The organism is Pseudomonas sp. B21-012 (genome assembly GCF_024749305.1).
Taxonomy (GTDB): domain Bacteria; phylum Pseudomonadota; class Gammaproteobacteria; order Pseudomonadales; family Pseudomonadaceae; genus Aquipseudomonas.
On sequence record NZ_CP087197.1, the window covers coordinates 4,898,845 to 4,916,265 of the forward strand.

The 17,421-nt window shown below is 61.9% G+C and carries 15 protein-coding genes; 3 read left to right on the forward strand and 12 right to left on the reverse strand.

Features of this window, described 5'->3' with window-relative positions:
* Nucleotides 1-74: 74 nt before the first annotated feature.
* On the reverse strand, nt 75-1,424 hold the full coding sequence (locus LOY37_RS22345) for a tryptophan--tRNA ligase (RefSeq protein WP_045197286.1): 1,350 nt from the start codon (nt 1,422-1,424) through the stop codon (nt 75-77).
* 24 nt (nt 1,425-1,448) lie between these two features.
* Entirely contained in the window at nt 1,449-2,084 is a 636-nt protein-coding gene (locus LOY37_RS22350) for an alpha/beta hydrolase (RefSeq protein ID WP_045197284.1), read from the reverse strand.
* A 138-nt stretch (nt 2,085-2,222) separates the two neighbouring features.
* Between LOY37_RS22350 and LOY37_RS22355 the strand changes: the two genes are divergently transcribed.
* On the forward strand, nt 2,223-2,657 hold the full coding sequence (locus LOY37_RS22355) for a YhcB family protein (RefSeq protein ID WP_038998843.1): 435 nt from the start codon (nt 2,223-2,225) through the stop codon (nt 2,655-2,657).
* Nucleotides 2,658-2,741: 84 nt separating this feature from the next.
* On the opposite strand, the gene mdeB is transcribed toward LOY37_RS22355, so the two are convergent.
* Nucleotides 2,742-5,438 carry an alpha-ketoglutarate dehydrogenase gene (gene mdeB, locus LOY37_RS22360; RefSeq protein ID WP_258715739.1) on the reverse strand — a complete coding sequence of 899 codons (2,697 nt, stop codon included), beginning with the start codon at nt 5,436-5,438 and terminating at the stop codon, nt 2,742-2,744.
* A 36-nt stretch (nt 5,439-5,474) separates the two neighbouring features.
* Nucleotides 5,475-6,671, reverse strand: a complete 1,197-nt coding sequence (locus LOY37_RS22365) for a methionine gamma-lyase (RefSeq protein ID WP_045197282.1) — start codon at nt 6,669-6,671, stop codon at nt 5,475-5,477.
* Nucleotides 6,672-6,799: 128 nt separating this feature from the next.
* Between LOY37_RS22365 and LOY37_RS22370 the strand changes: the two genes are divergently transcribed.
* The gene (locus LOY37_RS22370) at nt 6,800-7,279 is read left to right on the forward strand and encodes an Lrp/AsnC family transcriptional regulator (protein WP_045197280.1); all 480 of its coding nucleotides are present in this window, start codon (nt 6,800-6,802) and stop codon (nt 7,277-7,279) included.
* 100 nt (nt 7,280-7,379) lie between these two features.
* Here the strand turns inward: LOY37_RS22370 and cysN are convergent, their stop codons facing one another.
* From cysN to LOY37_RS22390, 4 genes are all read right to left on the reverse strand, one after another.
* The gene (cysN, locus tag LOY37_RS22375; RefSeq protein WP_258715740.1) at nt 7,380-9,281 is read right to left on the reverse strand and encodes a sulfate adenylyltransferase subunit CysN; all 1,902 of its coding nucleotides are present in this window, start codon (nt 9,279-9,281) and stop codon (nt 7,380-7,382) included.
* A 53-nt stretch (nt 9,282-9,334) separates the two neighbouring features.
* The gene (locus tag LOY37_RS22380; protein ID WP_093379777.1) at nt 9,335-9,676 is read right to left on the reverse strand and encodes a four helix bundle protein; all 342 of its coding nucleotides are present in this window, start codon (nt 9,674-9,676) and stop codon (nt 9,335-9,337) included.
* Nucleotides 9,677-9,778: 102 nt separating this feature from the next.
* Nucleotides 9,779-10,696 carry a sulfate adenylyltransferase subunit CysD gene (gene cysD, locus LOY37_RS22385; protein ID WP_038998836.1) on the reverse strand — a complete coding sequence of 306 codons (918 nt, stop codon included), beginning with the start codon at nt 10,694-10,696 and terminating at the stop codon, nt 9,779-9,781.
* Nucleotides 10,697-10,832: 136 nt separating this feature from the next.
* Entirely contained in the window at nt 10,833-11,591 is a 759-nt protein-coding gene (locus tag LOY37_RS22390) for a Nif3-like dinuclear metal center hexameric protein (protein WP_093379772.1), read from the reverse strand.
* Between the two features lie 229 nt (nt 11,592-11,820).
* On the opposite strand from LOY37_RS22390, the gene algW reads away from it, so the two are divergent.
* Nucleotides 11,821-12,978 carry a Do family serine endopeptidase AlgW gene (gene algW / locus LOY37_RS22395; RefSeq protein ID WP_010220741.1) on the forward strand — a complete coding sequence of 386 codons (1,158 nt, stop codon included), beginning with the start codon at nt 11,821-11,823 and terminating at the stop codon, nt 12,976-12,978.
* Between the two features lie 82 nt (nt 12,979-13,060).
* On the opposite strand, the gene LOY37_RS22400 is transcribed toward algW, so the two are convergent.
* The 4 genes from LOY37_RS22400 to LOY37_RS22415 form a co-directional block, all read right to left on the reverse strand.
* Nucleotides 13,061-13,825 (reverse strand): amino acid ABC transporter ATP-binding protein, encoded by a 765-nt coding sequence (locus LOY37_RS22400; protein WP_010220739.1) that lies wholly within the window; start codon nt 13,823-13,825, stop codon nt 13,061-13,063.
* Nucleotides 13,826-13,835: 10 nt separating this feature from the next.
* Nucleotides 13,836-14,933 carry an amino acid ABC transporter permease gene (locus tag LOY37_RS22405; protein ID WP_045197269.1) on the reverse strand — a complete coding sequence of 366 codons (1,098 nt, stop codon included), beginning with the start codon at nt 14,931-14,933 and terminating at the stop codon, nt 13,836-13,838.
* 10 nt (nt 14,934-14,943) lie between these two features.
* Nucleotides 14,944-16,122, reverse strand: coding sequence for an amino acid ABC transporter permease (locus LOY37_RS22410; protein ID WP_045197267.1), 1,179 nt, complete (start codon nt 16,120-16,122; stop codon nt 14,944-14,946).
* 67 nt (nt 16,123-16,189) lie between these two features.
* A complete protein-coding gene (locus tag LOY37_RS22415; protein ID WP_258715741.1) occupies nt 16,190-17,218 on the reverse strand; it encodes an amino acid ABC transporter substrate-binding protein in 1,029 nt (342 codons plus the stop codon).
* Between the last annotated feature and the right edge of the window lie 203 nt (nt 17,219-17,421).

A 17,421-nucleotide genomic window follows, 5' to 3' on the forward strand; every position in this document is an offset into this window, starting at 1 on the left:
AGCAAGGTAACAAAAACGGGCCGTCACTGTAGCGACGGCCCGGGATAATGGCAATCAGACTTCCGATAAGCCGTTCAGTCCTGCTGGGGCACCAGGGCCGCGCGCAGGGTTTCGATGGCGCTGTCGCGGGCGGCGCCGTCGGCAAACTGCGGGCCGTCGCCAACGCACTCACCTTCCAGCCACAGGCTGAAGCCCAGGCCTTCGTGGCGCACGTCAAGCTCGCCGCCCTGTTGCAATTGCTTGCTCACAGCACCTGCGGTCTTGCCGTCGGCGAAGTTGCGCGACAACAGCAGTTGCTCGCCATCGGCCGCCAGCAGGCGGAAGCGGAAGCTGCCGTCGTCTTCGCGGAAGCTGACAAAGCGCGCGGTCTTGGCCGCCTTCTTCTTGACCTGGGCAGTGGCCTGCTCGACGTTACGGAACGAGCGCAGGCCGACCGCTTCGCGCAGCTCCTCAAGGAACGGCGTGGCCACCTTGCGGGCTTTTTGCGCGCCGGCCAGGAGGATGTCCTCAAGGTCGGCCGGGCGGCTGATCAACTGGTGATAACGCTCGCGCGGCTCGCTCAGCTGGCCATCGAGCAACTGGAACAGGCGCTGCTTGGCTTCGCCCCAACCCAGGCCCTGGAGCAGTTCGCTGCGAAACTCATCGGCCTGGGAGGCAGTGGCGAAGGCCTGGAACAGGGTGAACAGGTGCGCGTTGTCCGGATCCTTGGCTTCGCCCGGGGCGCGGGAGTCGGTGACGATGCGCGAGATGGCATCCTTCATGTCCTTGGCGCTGGTGAACAACGGGATGGTGTTGTCGTAGCTCTTGGACATCTTGCGCCCGTCCAGGCCCGGCAGGGTGGCGACGCTTTCTTCGATCAGCGCTTCGGGCATGGCGAAGAATTCCTTGCCCTGGCCGAACAGGTGGTTGAAGCGCTGGCCGATGTCGCGGGCCATTTCCACGTGCTGGATCTGGTCACGGCCGACTGGCACCTTGTTGGCGTTGAACATCAGGATGTCGGCGGCCATCAGTACCGGGTAGCTGTACAGGCCCATGCTGATGCCGGCATCCGGGTCTTCGCCGTTCTCGACGTTCTTGTCCACCGACGCCTTGTAGGCGTGCGCGCGGTTGAGCAGGCCCTTGGCCGCAACGCAGGTCAGCAGCCAGGTCAGCTCGGGAATCTCGGGGATGTCGGACTGACGATAGAAAGTCACTCGCTCCGGGTCCAGGCCACCGGCCAGCCAGGTCGCGGCGATTTCCAGGCGCGAGCGCTGGATGCGCTGCGGGTCGTCGCATTTGATCAGGGCGTGGTAGTCGGCCAGAAAATAGAACGAGTCGACACCCGGCTCACGGCTGGCGAGGATCGCCGGGCGGATGGCACCGGCGTAGTTGCCCAGGTGAGGCGTGCCCGTGGTGGTGATACCGGTAAGGATGCGCGTAGTCATGGGTAATCGCTTATCAGGCTTGTATCAGTTCGAAAGGCGTGGCAGCACCAGTTCTTTGAGGTCGGTGAGCTTGCCATGGAAAAAGTGTCCGCATTCTGCCACTTTCAGCAGCTCATGGGGGCGTGGCAGTGCGCCGGACCAAGCGTAGACGATCTGCGGATCGATCACTTCGTCGGTTTGCGGCTGGATCACGCTCAGCGCGCAGCCTTGTGGCAAGGTGTCGTGATCCTGCAGGCGCATCACCGCTGGCGCAACCATGAACAGGTGCTTCAATTCGATACCGTTTGCTTCAAGACGCCCGCCGAGGCTGGCCGCAACAAAGCCGCCGAATGAAAAACCCATCAGGGTCAGGGGCAGTCGCGGATGTTGTTCCAGCAGCCAGGTCGCTGCCGCCTGAGCATCGTCCACTTCGCCGCTGCCCATGTCATGGTTACCGGCGCTGGCACCGACACCACGGTAGTTGAATCGCAAGGTGATGTAACCGGCATCGCGGGCGGTGCGCTGCAGCATCGACACCACCTTGTTGGTCATGGTCCCGCCCTGCACCGGGTTAGGGTGACACAGCAACACCACGCCACGGGCGTCGGCAACATCAAGGTACAAGGCTTCCAGTTGGCCGACCGGGCCATCGATGAATACGGGGGTTTCGCGGATAAGCAAGGATAAACTCCGTGACCTCGGAAAGGGTCGACTCGTCTAGCTGAATGATTCTGTCTGAGATATTTGCGATCGTTCGCGGTATACAGCGCAGGTCCGAGCCGTTAACGTAAAGCAAAGCCGTTTATAGAGGAAGGACTCGTGGAACTCTCGCTCTTAGTTTGGTTGTTGCCGACCCTGGCCCTCGTCGTGGGTGTCGTCGTTGGTTTCCTGGTCGCCCGCCTGCTGCCCAATGCCGCACCGAGCAGCACCCAGCGTCAGCTGGATGATATCCAGGAACGTTTCGACAGCTACCAGAATGAGGTGGTTACTCACTTCAACAGTACGGCTGCGCTGGTCAAAAAGCTGACCCAAAGTTACCAGGACGTCCAGGATCACCTGGCCGAGGGCGCCAACCGCCTGGCCCTGGACGAACTCACCCGCCAGCGCCTGCTGGCCGCCCTGCACTCCGAAGCCGTGCAGCCTGCGCGTGATCGCCTGACCCCGCCGAAGGACACCGAGGTGCCGCGCGACTACGCACCGAAAGCGCCCAACGCACCGGGCATGCTCGATGAGCATTACGGGCTCAAGCGTTAAAAATGCAAACCCCGCCAACTGGCGGGGTTTTTTATTATGGCTGCTGTTGCAGCCTGCAGGAGCGGGCTTGCCCCGTGATGAGCCTCAGCAATACCAAGGCGCCTCCCCCTCCCGGTAGCCATACTTCTCCCGCGCCTCATCCAGCACCCGCCGCTCAACTCCACCCTGGCGCACCAGGCTGTGCAGGCTTGCCAGAACAATGCTGAAACGATCGACCTCGAAGAACCGGCGCAACTGCTGGCGGGTATCACTGCGGCCGAAACCGTCGGTACCCAGCGTCACATAAGGTGCCTGTACATATTCAGCAATCAATTGCGGCCAGGCCCGCACGTAATCGGTTGCCGCAATCACCGGCGCGTCACCGTCCAGGCAGCGCTGCACATGGCTCAGATCAGCACTGCCCTGCCCCAACCGGCCGGCGCGATCTACATCCCGCGCCTCGCGCGCCAGCTCGCTGAAGCTGGTGACACTGAACACTTCACTGGCAACCTGCCAGTCGCTGGCCAGCAGTTCACTGGCAGCAATCACCTCGCGCAGAATCGCCCCGGAGCCCAGCAGGCGCACCCGCCCCTGGGCAGCCGGCAGCTGCTGTTCGACATAACGGTACATGCCGCGCAAAACCTCTTCATGCACCTGCGCCGGCAGGGACGGCTGTGGATAGTTTTCGTTCATCACCGCGACATAATGAAATTCATCGCACTGTTCAGTGAGCATGCGCCGCGCCGCGTACTCGAGGATCACCGCCAGCTCGCCAGCAAAGCACGGCTCCCAGGCCCGGCAGTTGGGCACCATCGAGGCCATCACCAGGCTTGAACCGTCCTGGTGCTGCAGCCCCTCTCCGCCCAACGTGGTGCGCCCGGCAGTGGCGCCCAGCAGCAGGCCACGGGCGCGCTGGTCGGCGGCGGCCCAGATCAGGTCACCGACGCGTTGAAAGCCGAACATCGAGTAATAGATGTACACCGGCAGCATCGGTTCGCCATGCACCGCGTAGGACGTTGCCGCCGCCACCCAGGAAGAAATCGCCCCGGCTTCGGTAATACCTTCCTCCAGCAACTGGCCATCGCGCGCTTCCTTGTAGGACAGCAACGACCCTGCGTCTTCCGGCTCGTAGCATTGCCCCTGGGGCGAGTAGATGCCGATCTGCCGGAACAGGCTGGCCATGCCGAAGGTGCGCGCCTCGTCGGCGACTATCGGCACCACCCGCGGCCCCAGCTGCGGCGCCTTGAGCCAGGCGCTGAGCATGCGCACGGCGGCCATGGTGGTGGACATTTCCTTGCCGTCGGCCTGCAGGGCGAAGCCGCCCATGGCCTCCAGCGCTGGCACCGGCACCGGGCGTACGTCGCTGCACCGAGCAGGCAGCGGCCCACCCAGAGCTTCCCGCCGCTCGCGCAGGTAGCGCATTTCTGCGCTGTCTTGGTCCGGTCGATAGAACTGCAACTGTTCGACCTGCGCGTCCGACAGCGGCAAATGAAAACGATCACGAAAGGCCAGCAAGGCCTGCACGTCGAGCTTCTTGGCCTGGTGCGCGGTCATTCGCGATTCACCGGCGGCGCTCATGCCGTAGCCCTTCTTGGTCTTGGCCAGAATCACCGTTGGCCGGCCCTTGCAGGCCTTGGCGGCGGCGAAGGCGGCGTACAGTTTGCGAAAATCGTGGCCACCGCGTTTCAACGCATTGATCTCGGCCGAGCTCATGTGCTCCACCAGCTTTTGCAAGGCCGGTTGCTGGTTGAAAAAGTGCTCGAGGTTGTAGGCGCCATCTTTGGCCCCAAGGTTCTGGAACTGCCCGTCCGGGGTCGCCGCCAACTGGCGCAACAGCACGTGCTCGGTGTCACGAGCGAACAATGCGTCCCACTCCGAGCCCCAGAGCACCTTGATCACGTTCCAGCCGGCGCCACTGAACAGCGCTTCAAGTTCCTGGATGATCTGGCCGTTGCCGCGCACCGGGCCGTCCAGGCGCTGCAGGTTGCAATTGACCACGAAGGTCAGGTTATCCAGTTGCTCGCGGGCGGCCAGGGTCAAGCCGGCAATCGACTCCGGCTCGTCCATCTCGCCATCGCCAAACACCCCCCAGACGTGCCGGGCACTGGTATCGAGCAACTGGCGGTTGTGCAGGTAGCGCATGAACCGCGCCTGGTAGATCGCGTTGAGTGGGCCGATGCCCATGGAGCCTGTCGGAAACTGCCAGAAGTCCGGCATCAGCCACGGATGTGGGTAGGAGCACAGGCCCTTGCCAGCCACTTCCTGGCGATAGCTGGCCAGTTGCTCTTCGCTCAAACGTCCTTCAAGGAAGGCCCGGGCATAAATGCCCGGCGCCGAATGCGGCTGGAAGAACACCAGGTCAGCGCTGCGTTGCTCGCCACCGGCCTCACCGCGAAAAAAGTGCTGGAAACCGACTTCGAAAATCTCTGCGGCCGAGGCATAACTGGCGATGTGCCCGCCGAGGTCGCCATAAGCGTGGTTGGCCCGCATGACCATGGCCAGGGCGTTCCAGCGCAGGATACTGGTGATGCGCTCATCGAGCTCCAGATCACCCGGATAGACGCCCTGCTGCTCCACCGACAAGCTATTGCGATAGGCCGAAAAGGCCTGGGCCCCGCGCTCCAGGCCCAACTCGCGGGCATGGGTTTGCAGTTGCTGCAGCAGAAACCGCGCACGCTCCGGGCCGCAGTGCAGCAGGGTCGAATCCAGTGCGTCCAGCCATTCGGCGGTTTCCCCCGGGTCGCTGTCCTGCTGTGGATCGCCCGGGCGCCGCGGCACACCTTCGCCAGGCACAAGGTTCATCATTGCCACCATTGCATTGACCTCGTCCGTGAAAGGTTAGGCGCAGGCCTTGAGCGCCTGTTGAATATCCGCCAGCAGGTCGTCGATGTCCTCCAGGCCCACCGACAGGCGTACCAGCCCTTCGGAAATGCCGTACTGCGCACGCTCCTCTGGGGTATAGCTGGAGTGGGTCATGCTTGCCGGGTGTTGGGCCAGCGATTCGGCATCGCCAAGGCTGACGGCACGGCTGAACAACTGCAGGGCATTCATGAAACGCCTGCCGGCAGTGATGCCGCCCTTGAGTTCAAAGGCGATCATGCCGCCCGGCAAACGCATCTGCCGCTGGGCCAGCTCATATTGAGCAAAGCCGGGCAGGCCGGGGTAATTGAGCATTTCAACTTCCGGCTGTTGCTCGAGGTATTCGGCAATGGCCTGGGCGTTGCTGCAGTGGCGCTCCATGCGCAAGTTCAGGGTTTTCATCCCGCGCATCAGCAAGGCGGCGTCATGGGGCGACATCACTGCACCGGTCATGTCCTTCAAGCCTTCCAGACGAATCCTGTCCACCAACGCCTTGCGTCCCACCACCAGGCCGGCAGTGATATCGCCATGGCCACTGAGGTACTTGGTCGCCGAATGCACCACCAGGTCGGCGCCCAGCTCCAGGGGTCGCTGCAGGTACGGCGTGCAGTAGGTGTTGTCGACCACCACGCTGATATCGTGCTGGTGCGCAAGCGCGGCCACGGCAGCGATGTCGGTCATCTGCATATTGGGGTTGGCCGGGGTTTCGAAATAGATCACCCGGGTATTGCCGTTGATCGCCGCAGCGACAGCCTGCAGGTCGCTCATGTCGACATGCCGGACCTTGACCCCGAACTCGCCGATACCATGGTGTAAAAAGGCAAAGGTGCAGCCGTACAGGGTGCGCCCCACCAGCACCTCGTCGCCGGGGCGCAGCAGGGTCCACAGGGTCGCGGTAATCGCGCCCATCCCCGAGGCCAGCGCCAGGCCGGCTTCGCCGCCTTCGAGCGAGGCCATGCGTTGTTCCAGCAAGGCCAGGGTAGGGTTGGAAATCCGGCTGTAGAAATGTCCGGCCTGCTCCCCGGCGAAGCAGGCAGCGCCGTACTCGACGGTCGGAAAAGCAAAGGTCGCGGTCTGGTAGATCGGTGGCACCAGGGCACCACTGTGTTCCAGTGGATCGTAACCGTGGTGAATGGCGCGGGTGGCAAAACCTGAATTGTTATTGGAGCCGCTCATGGCAAACAGCCTCTAGTGGTTTGTTATAAGCTTATGCCACTGAGGTGCTGATTTTTTTCCAAATGTAGCCGTCCTTGCGGAAGGTTATTGACATAAAAACAACGATTTCAGACCACGGAGGGTAAAACATGCCTACAACCATCGATCGCACCGATCGAGCGTTGCTCGCGGCCTTGCAAGACAACGCGCGCTTGACGGTTTCCGAGCTGGCCGACCAGGTCGCACTGACCACCTCGCCGTGCTGGCGACGGATCAAGCTACTGGAAGAAGCCGGCTACATCATCGGCTACCAGGCCATCCTCTCGCCCAAGTCGCTGGGCTTTGGCGTAACCGCTTTCGTCAGCATCATGATGGACTCGCACAGCAAGGAAATGGCCCGCGCCTTCGAGCAGCGGCTGATGGAAATCCCCGAAATCGTCGCCTGCCACAACATCTCCGGGCGTTATGACTTCCTGCTGGAAATCCTTGCCCGCGACCTTGAGTCATTCGGTGAGTTTGCCCGCGAAGTGCTGCAGACCTTGCCCGGGGTGAAAGAGATTTACTCGAGCTTCTCGTTCAAGGCAGTGAAGGAGAAGCGGGTGATTCCGGTGTCGGAAAAGCACATCTAAGTTCTAGCCGTCATATGCGCGGGACAAGCCCGCTCCTACCCTGTCGGCACGCAACAAAAAACCCCACCGGGGTGGGGTTTCCTGTTCAGCGCGCTAACGCTTAGATCGCGCCACGCTTGCGCAGCAGCTCCAGCACCTGCTTGACGCCGTCTTCCAGGCTGACGTTCTGGGTGTCGATCACCAGGTCCGCATCCAGCGGTACGTCATACGGGAAGCTCTCGCCCGGGATGTTGTCGCCGCCGGCGGCATACAGGCCCTGCGGGTCACGCTCGCGGCACGCCAGAGGCGAAGCCTGGACGTAGACCGTGAGCAGGCGTTCCTTACCGATCAGCGCCTTGGCCTGTTCGCGGCCTTCGGCGTCCGGGGCGACGAAGGCGGCCAGGGTCAGCAGGCCGGCTTCGTTGAACTGACGCGCAACGTGCGCGGCACGGCGCCAGTTCTCGGTGCGCCCGGCGCGGTCCTGCGGCAAGCCTTTGTTCAGGTCGTGGCGCAGGTTCTGGCCATCGAGCACATACACCGCACGGCCCATGTCGAACAGCTTGCGCTCCACGGCATAGGCCAGGGTGCTCTTGCCCGCGCCCGAGAGGCCGCTGAACAGCACGGTGGCTGGCTGCTGACCGAAACGCAGGGCACGTTCTGCGGTGTCCACGTGGGCCAGTTTGCCGTGCTGGCCAACGCTGCCATGGGGCACAACCGGTGGCGCGATGATCATGCCGGCGCCAACGGTGCCGTTGGTCAGGCGGTCAATGACAATAAAGGCGCCGGTGGTGCGGTTGCTGTCATAGCCGTCCAGCGCGATCGGCGCGTCGAGGCTGACCTTGACCTTGCCGATCTCGTTGAGCTGCAGGGCACTGGCGGCGCCCTGCTCCAGGGTGTTGACATCGACCTTGTGGGCGATGCTGGCAATCGAGCCCGGCACATAGCTGGTGGCGCGCTTGATGTCGTATTTTTTGCCCGGCAGCATCGGCTCTTCAGCCATCCATACCAGCATGGCGTCGAACTGGTCGGTCACCGGCGGGACGTTGTCGGCATGCACCAGCAGGTCGCCACGGGAGATGTCGATCTCGTCTTCCATGGTCAGGGTCACGGCCTGGCCGGGGCCGGCGTTTTCCAGCTCGCCTTCGAAGGTGACGATGGACTTGACCCGGCTGCTCTTGCCCGACGGCAGCACGACGATTTCATCGCCCTTGTGCACCACGCCGCTGGCCAGGGTACCGGCGAAGCCGCGGAAGTTCAGGTTCGGGCGGTTGACGTACTGCACCGGGAAGCGCAGGTCGGTGAAGTTGCGGTCGGCCGCGACTTCGACGGTTTCGAGGATTTCCATCAACGCCGGGCCCGTGTACCAAGGCGAACGCTCGCTGCGGTTGACCACGTTGTCGCCCTTGAGCGCCGACATCGGCACAAAATGCAGGCTGCTCGGGTTCATGTTGATGGCTTCGGCGAACTTCAGGTAGTCGGCCTTGATGCTCTCGAACACGCCCTCGTCGAAGCCTTTGAGGTCCATCTTGTTGACCGCGACGACGATGTGCTTGATGCCCAGCAACGAGGCAATGTAGCTGTGCCGGCGGGTCTGGGTCTGCACACCGTAGCGGGCATCGACGAGGATGATCGCCAGGTCGCAGGTCGACGCACCGGTGGCCATGTTGCGGGTGTACTGCTCGTGGCCCGGGGTGTCGGCGATGATGAATTTGCGCTTGGCGGTGGAGAAGTAGCGGTAGGCCACATCGATGGTGATGCCTTGCTCGCGCTCGGCCTGCAGGCCGTCGACCAGCAGCGCCAGGTCGATATCGTCACCGGTGGTGCCGACTTTCTTCGAGTCGCGGGTGATGGCTTCCAGATGGTCTTCGTAGATCATCTTCGAGTCGTGCAGCAGGCGCCCGATCAGCGTGCTCTTGCCGTCGTCGACGTTACCGCAGGTAAGGAAGCGCAGCAGCTCTTTACGTTCGTGCTGGGCCAGGTAAGCGAGGATGTCCTCGCTGATCAGATCAGATTGGTGGCTCATTACATTCAAGCTCCAAGCTGTAAGCTTCAAGCGGCAAGCTTGTCGGCATACAACTAGTCAGAAATTTTGTTGATCAACCCGCTCAGCATTCTTGAAAGCTCACGAGTCTCTGTAATCCACTCATTCGACAAAGGCTTTGGCAGATAGCCTACCTCTCCCCCGATGATGATCTGCGTACGCAACTCACCGCAGGACGCCTTGGCAATACACAGATAGCGAACCTTTTCTTTTGCCGTTCTGCGCTCCATGCCTTCGGCGATATTCGACGGAACGGAAAGTGCCGCCCGGGTGATCTGATCCTTGAATCCAAGATCCCGGCACACCCTCTGCTGCGTGTAAATCGCTACCGCCAAATCTTTGCTTCTCTGCCAAACAGCAAGCTTCTCAAAGTCCATTGTTAAGCACTCTCACGCACCCACAATGGGGCGGCAGCCGACAAAACCCAGAAGCTACGCACCTTGCTTCTAACTTGCAGCTTGCCGCTTGTAACTTGAAGCTTAGAAGTACCCTTGCCGTTTTTTGTCTTCCATGGAGCCGGCGCCATCGTGGTCGATGACCCGGCCCTGGCGCTCGGAAGTGCGCGTCAGGAGCATTTCCTGAATGATGTCGGTGAGGCTTTCGGCCTCCGACTCCACCGCGCCCGTCAACGGGTAGCAGCCAAGGGTACGGAAACGCACCTTCTTCTTGACGATACGGGCCTTTTCTTCCTCCGAGAGGTGCTCGAGGATGCGCGCGTCGTCGATCATGATCAGGGTGCCGTTCTTCTCGATCACTTCACGCTCGGCGGCGAAGTACAGCGGCACGATCGGGATGCCTTCGAGGTAGATGTACTGCCAGATGTCCAGCTCGGTCCAGTTCGACAGCGGGAACACGCGAATCGATTCGCCCTTGTTGACCTTGCCGTTGTAGACGTTCCACAGCTCCGGACGCTGGTTCTTCGGGTCCCAGCGGTGCTTGCTGTCACGGAACGAGTAGACCCGCTCCTTGGCCCGCGACTTCTCTTCGTCGCGGCGTGCGCCACCGAAGGCGGCATCGAAGCCGTACTTGTCGAGCGCCTGCTTGAGGCCCTCGGTCTTCATGATGTCGGTGTGCTTGGCACTGCCGTGGGTGAACGGGTTGATGCCCTGGGCGACGCCGTCCGGGTTGACGTGGGTGATCAGCTCCAGGCCCATTTCCTCGACCATCTTGTCGCGGAAGCTGTACATCTCCTGGAATTTCCACTGGGTGTCGACGTGCATCACCGGAAACGGCAGCTTGCCCGGGAAGAAGGCCTTGCGCGCCAGGTGCAGCATCACGGCCGAGTCCTTGCCAATCGAGTACAGCATCACCGGGTTATCGAACTCGGCGGCCACCTCACGAATGATGTGGATGCTTTCCGCCTCCAACTGTTTCAAATGCGTCAGTTTGTCGACCATGGCTACTCACGGAAATACGATCTTATGGACGGCCAGCGGGCCGTGTTCGAGCGGGCCACTTTATCACAGCGCCCGATTCTATTTAGGCAGCCAACTAGAACGAAACAGTATAAGAATATGCCCTGCCGTTTTAGCTTTATATAGGGTTCGGGCAGTCGATGAACAGGTGTTCCAGGGCAAACCGTCGGGCCAGGTAATCGCCCAGCGCCTGCACGCCGTAACGCTCGGTGGCGTGGTGGCCGGCGGCGATGAAGCTGATGCCGTTCTCGCGGGCGCTGTGGAAGGTCTGCTCGGAGGCTTCGCCGCTCAGGTACAGGTCGACACCGGCAGCAATCGCCTGGTCGATATAGCCCTGGCCGCCGCCGGTACACCAGCCGACCCGGCGGATGATCTGCTCGCCTTCGATCAACAGCGGCTCACGGCCCATCACCTCCTGCACCTTGCGGGCAAAATCGCGCGCCGACATGGGTTCGGCGAGCGAGCCGACCAATCCGACAATGCGCGGGTTCTGCGGGTCCAGCGGACCTTCGACAGTGATGTCGAGCTGGCGCGCCAGCTGCACGTTGTTGCCCACTTCCGCGTGCAAGTCCAGCGGCAGGTGGTAGGACAACAGGCTCAGGTCGTTTTTCAGCAGGGTTTTCAGCCGGCGCTGCTTCATGCCGGTGATGCACGGGTTCTCGCCCTTCCAGAAATAGCCGTGGTGCACCAGCACCAGGTCGGCGTCGGCCTCGACTGCGGCGTCGAGCAACGCCTGGCTTGCGGTCACGCCGCTGACGATGCGGGTCACTTGCGGGCGGCCCTCGACCTGCAGGCCGTTGGGGCAGTAGTCCTGGATTTTGGCGCTGCCGAGGTAGCGTTCGGCTTCCTCGACCAGGGTACTCAAGGCAACAGCCATGGAAAGACTCCTCAATTTCGCAGTTCAGCGCGGCCCAAGGCCCCGTATAATGAGCGGCATTATGGACCGTCGCCGGGTTTGGGGAAACCGACGGCAGTTGCCTGGGGGCTGGCATTGTTGGCTTTCGTGACGATTTAACAGTTCCTGCACAAGCCGCAGCGCAGTATGATCGCGCGCGTTTACGCTCCCAGCTGTCATCGGCCCTCTGCCAACTCCCAGGATTCGTTCAATGTTCAAGGCTTTGCGTTACTTTGGCTGGCCGCTGCTGGTCGGCGTGCTGATCGCCCTGTTGGTCATCCAGCGCTTTCCGCAGTGGGTCGGCCTGCCCAGCCAGGACGTCAACCTGCAGCAAGCCCCGCAAACCACGCGGATCATGCAGGGGCCGGTGTCCTACGCCGACGCCGTGAGCATCGCCGCCCCCGCGGTGGCCAACCTGTACACCACCAAGGTGGTCAACAAGACCGCCCACCCGCTGTTCGAAGACCCGCAGTTCCGCCGCTTCTTTGGCGACAACCTGCCCAAGCAGCGCCGCTGGGAGTCGAGCCTGGGGTCGGCAGTGATCATGAGCCCGGAAGGCTACCTGCTGACCAACAACCACGTGACCTCCGGTGCCGACCAGATCGTGGTGGCGCTCAAGGACGGCCGCGAAACCCTGGCACGGGTGATCGGCAGCGACCCGGAAACCGACCTCGCGGTGCTGAAGATCGACCTGAAGAACCTGCCGTCGATCACCATCGGCCGCTCCGACAACATCCATATCGGCGACGTCGCCCTGGCCATCGGCAACCCCTTCGGTGTCGGCCAGACCGTGACCATGGGCATCATCAGCGCCACCGGCCGCAACCAGCTGGGCCTGAACAACTACGAAGACTTCATCCAGACCGACGCCGCAATCAACCCGGGCAACTCCGGTGGTGCGCTGGTCGACGCCAATGGCAACCTCACCGGCATCAACACGGCGATCTTCTCCAAATCCGGCGGCTCGCAAGGCATCGGCTTTGCCATCCCGACCAAGCTCGCTCTGGAGGTGATGAAGTCGATCATCGAGCACGGCCAGGTGATTCGGGGCTGGTTGGGGATCGAGGTGCAGCCGCTGAGCCAGGAGCTGGCCGAGTCGTTCGGCATGCAGGGGCGCCCGGGCATTGTCGTGGCAGGGATTTTCCGTGATGGCCCGGCACAGAAGGCCGGCCTGGAGCTGGGTGACGTGATCCTCAGCATCAATGGCGAACCGGCCGGCGATGGCCGCCGCTCGATGAACCAGGTGGCGCGGATCAAGCCCAATGACAAGGTGGCGATTCAGGTCATGCGCAACGGCAAGGAGCTCAAGCTGACCGCCGAGATCGGCTTGCGTCCACCGCCGGCACCGGCAGCCAAAGAAGAAAACTGATGGGTTAACAGCATCGCGGGGCAAGCCCGCTCCCACAGGTTTTGTGGTTTACCTGTGGGAGCGGGCTTGCCCCGCGATGGGGTCAGTGCAGAATCTGGCTCAAGAACAGCTTGGTCCGCTCATTCTGCGGCCGGTCGAAGAAGTCGTCCGGCGCCGCCTGCTCTACAATCTCGCCTTTATCCATGAAGATCACCCGGTTCGCCACGGTGCGGGCAAAGCCCATTTCGTGGGTCACGCAGAGCATGGTCATGCCGTCTTCGGCAAGGCCAACCATGGTATCGAGCACTTCCTTGACCATCTCAGGGTCGAGCGCCGAGGTCGGTTCGTCGAACAGCATGATCTTCGGCTTCATGCACAGCGCCCGGGCAATCGCTACCCGTTGTTGCTGGCCACCCGATAGCTGCCCGGGAAACTTGTTGGCCTGCTCCGGAATTCGCACCCGCTCCAGATAGTGCATGGCAATTTCCTCGGCCTTGCGCTTGGGCATCTTGCGCACCCACATCGGCGCCAGGGTGCAGTTCTGCAGGATGGTCAGGTGCGGGAACAGGTTGAAGTGCTGGAACACCATGCCGACTTCGCGGCGGATCGCTTCGATCTGCTTGAGGTCGTTGGTCAGCTCCACGCCATCGACGACGATGCGCCCTTGCTGGTGCTCCTCAAGACGGTTGAGGCAGCGGATGGTGGTCGACTTGCCCGAGCCCGACGGCCCGCACAGCACGATACGCTCGCCCTGGCGCACGTTCAGGTTGATGTCCTTGAGCACGTGGAACTGGCCGTACCACTTGTTCACGCCCTGCATCTGAATAATGCCTTCAGGGCTCACAGGCTGTTTGATCGCTTCACTCATGGGAACACTCCTAACGCTTGTGGCCTGTGTCCAGCTTGCGCTCCAGATGCATGGAGTAGCGGGACATACCGAAACAGAAAATCCAGAAAACCAGGGCGGCAAATACATAGCCCTCGGTCGCCATGCCCAGCCAGGTCGGGTCGGCAGCGGCCTGCTTGACGCTGTTGAGCAGGTCGAAGAGGCCGATGATGATCACAAGGCTGGTGTCCTTGAACAGGGCAATGAAGGTGTTGACGATGCCGGGGATTACCAGCTTCAGGGCTTGCGGCAGAATCACCAGGCCCATCGAGCGCCAGTAGCCCAGGCCCATCGCCGCAGCGGCTTCGTACTGGCCCTTGGGAATAGCCTGCAGGCCGCCACGTACCACTTCGGCGATATACGCCGACTGGAACAGGATCACCCCGATCATGGCCCGCAGCAGCTTGTCGAAGCTCATGCCCTCAGGCAGGAACAACGGCAGCATCACCGAGGACATGAACAGCACGGTAATCAGCGGCACGCCGCGCCAGAACTCGATGAAGGTCACGCAGACCACCTTCACCGCCGGCATGTTCGAACGCCGCCCCAGCGCCAGCAGGATGCCCAGCGGCAAGGCCCCGACGATGCCCACGGTGGCGATCACCAGGGTCAGCATCAGCCCGCCCCACTGGTTGGTCGGTACCGTGGCCAGGCCCAGGTAGCCGCCGTGCAGCAGGGTGTAGGCGATGATCGGGTACAGCACCAGAAAGCCCAGGCCGTAAACCGCCTTGCGCGGGAAGCGCGAGATGAACAACGGCGCGGCGCCGATGACCGCCAGCCAGACGGTCAGATCGACACGCCAGCGCAGCTCGCTCGGGTAGTAACCGTACATGAACTGGCCGAAGCGCTGCTGGATGAACACCCAGCAGGCGCCCTCCTTGGTGCAGTCGGCGCGGGTGGTGCCCACCCAGTTGGCGTCGAAGATCGACCACTGCAGCAGCGGCGGCACGATCAGCCACACCAGGTACACGGCAAACAGCGTCAGCAGGGTGTTGAGCCAGCTGGAGAACAGGTTGGCGCGCATCCAGGCCATTACGCCGACGGCTTTGACCGGTGGCGGCATATCAGGTTTGAAAACATGGGTACTCATGCGCTTGTCCTCACCGCTCGATCAGCGCAATGCGCTTGTTGTACCAGTTCATCAGCAGGGAAATGCTGATGCTGATGGCCAGATAGACGCTCATGGTGATGGCGATCACCTCGATGGCCTGGCCGGTCTGGTTAAGCACGGTACCGGCGAACAGCGAGACCATTTCCGGGTAGCCGATACCGGCCGCCAGCGAAGAGTTCTTCGCCAGGTTCAGGTACTGGCTGGTCAGCGGCGGGATGATCACCCGCAGCGCCTGGGGAATGATCACCTTGCGCAGCGTCGGCCCTTCGCGCAGGCCCAGGGAGCGAGCCGCCTCGGTCTGGCCGTAGCTCACCGAACGGATGCCGGAGCGCACGATTTCGGCGATGAACGCTGCGGTATAGATGGTCAGTGCCAGGGTCAGCGCCAGCAGTTCCGGGATCAATACCCAGCCGCCGACGAAGTTGAAGCCCTTGAGCTGCGGCATCTCCCAGTGCACCGGCGCGCCGAACAGCAGCACGCACAACGCCGGAATGCCGAAGAACAGGAACAGGCCGACCCAGAATTTGTGGAACGGCTCGCCGGTGGCCTCAAAGCGCCGGTTGGCCAGGCGCACCATTACCACAATGGCAAGGATTGCCAGTGCGACGGCGACGACGAATGGCCAGAATCCATCGGCCATGGCAGCACCGGGCATGTTCAGGCCCCGGTTGCTGATAAAGAAGGTGTCGTTGAGATTGATGCTACCCCGCGGTCCCGGCAGGGTCAGGAACACCGCGAAGTACCAGAACAGGATCTGCAGCAGCGGTGGGATGTTACGGAAAGTCTCGACATACACAGTGGCCAGCTTGCTGATCATCCAGTTCGGTGACAGTCGTGCCACACCGATGATGAAGCCCAGCAGGGTCGCAAGGATGATGCCGATGAAGGTTACCAGCAGGGTGTTGAGCAGGCCGATGACGAACACCCGCGCATAACTGTCCTGTTCGGTATAGGGGATCAGGTGCTGGGCGATGCCGAAACCGGCACTGCGTTCGAGAAAGTCGAAGCCCGAAGTGATCCCGCGGTGTTGCAGGTTGGTCTGGGTATTGTGAAACAGGTACCAGCCCAGACCGACCACCGCGACCACGGTGATAATCTGGAACAGCCACGCACGCACACGTGGATCGCTCAGGGATAGTCCCTTGGGTGCGCCGATATTATTTTGCATGTAATGCCCCGCAAGGAAGGGAACCGAACAGCCTGCGGCGGCCGGATGCCGCCGCAGGCCGCAACCGTCAGCGCACCGGTGGCGCGTACTGGATGCCGCCGTTGTTCCACAGGGCGTTCAGACCGCGGTCGATTTGCAGTGGGGTTTCCTTGCCCAGGTTTTTCTCGAAGACTTCGCCGTAGTTGCCGACCTGCTTGACGATCTGCACTACCCAGTCCTTCGGCAGTTTCAGGTCTTTGCCGTACTCGCCGTCGGCGCCGAGCATGCGGGCCACGTCAGGGTTCTTGGTGGCCTTGGCTTCGGCTTCGACGTTTTTCGAGCTGATGCCCATCTCTTCGGCGTTGAGCATGGCGAACAGGGTCCACTTGACGATGCTGAACCACTCTTCATCGCCTTTGCGCACTACCGGGCCCAGTGGCTCCTTGGAGATGGTCTCTGGCAGCACCACGTAATCGGTCGGGGCGGCCAGCTTGGAGCGTTGTGCGTAGAGCTGCGACTTGTCCGAGGTCAGCACGTCGCAACGGCCGGATTCCAGCGATTTGGCGCTCTCGTCGGAGGTGTCGAAGGTGATCGGGGTGTATTTCAGGCCGTTGGCGCGAAAGTAGTCGGAGACGTTGAGTTCGGTGGTGGTACCGGCCTGGATGCAGATGGTTGCACCGTCCAGTTCCTTGGCGCTGGAAACGCCGAGCTTCTTGTTGACCAGAAAACCGATGCCGTCGTAGTAGGTAACACCGGCGAACACCAGGCCCATGCCGGCGTCGCGCGAGCTGGTCCAGGTGGTGTTGCGCGACAGCACGTCGACTTCGCCCGATTGCAGCGCGGTGAAGCGCTCCTTGGCGTTGAGCTGGCTGAACTTGACCTTCTTGGCGTCGCCGAACACCGCAGCGGCGACCGCGCGGCAGACGTCGGCGTCGATACCGACGATGTTGCCCTTGGCATCCGGTACCGAGAAGCCCGGCAAGCCGTCACTGACGCCACATTGAACGAATCCCTTCTTCTGTACTGCGTCCAGGGTCGCACCTGCCTGTGCGAAACCGCTGATACCCAACGCGGTAGCAGCGGTAACCACTGCCAGTGTGGATTTCAACATCTTCATTCAAACCTCCAGTTTTGCTCTTGTTGTGTGAGCCGGGATTGCACCGCACCCTTATGAGGCGCATCCGACCCGTGTTGGCTTGTTTTTGGGTCAATTGGCGCAATGCGCTGTTCTGTGACAGCCTTGGGGACCGCTAACGGGTGTTACCGTCCAAAACGTGTAACCTCGCATCTGGAGTTTCATAGCAAAGCGCGTACCACACT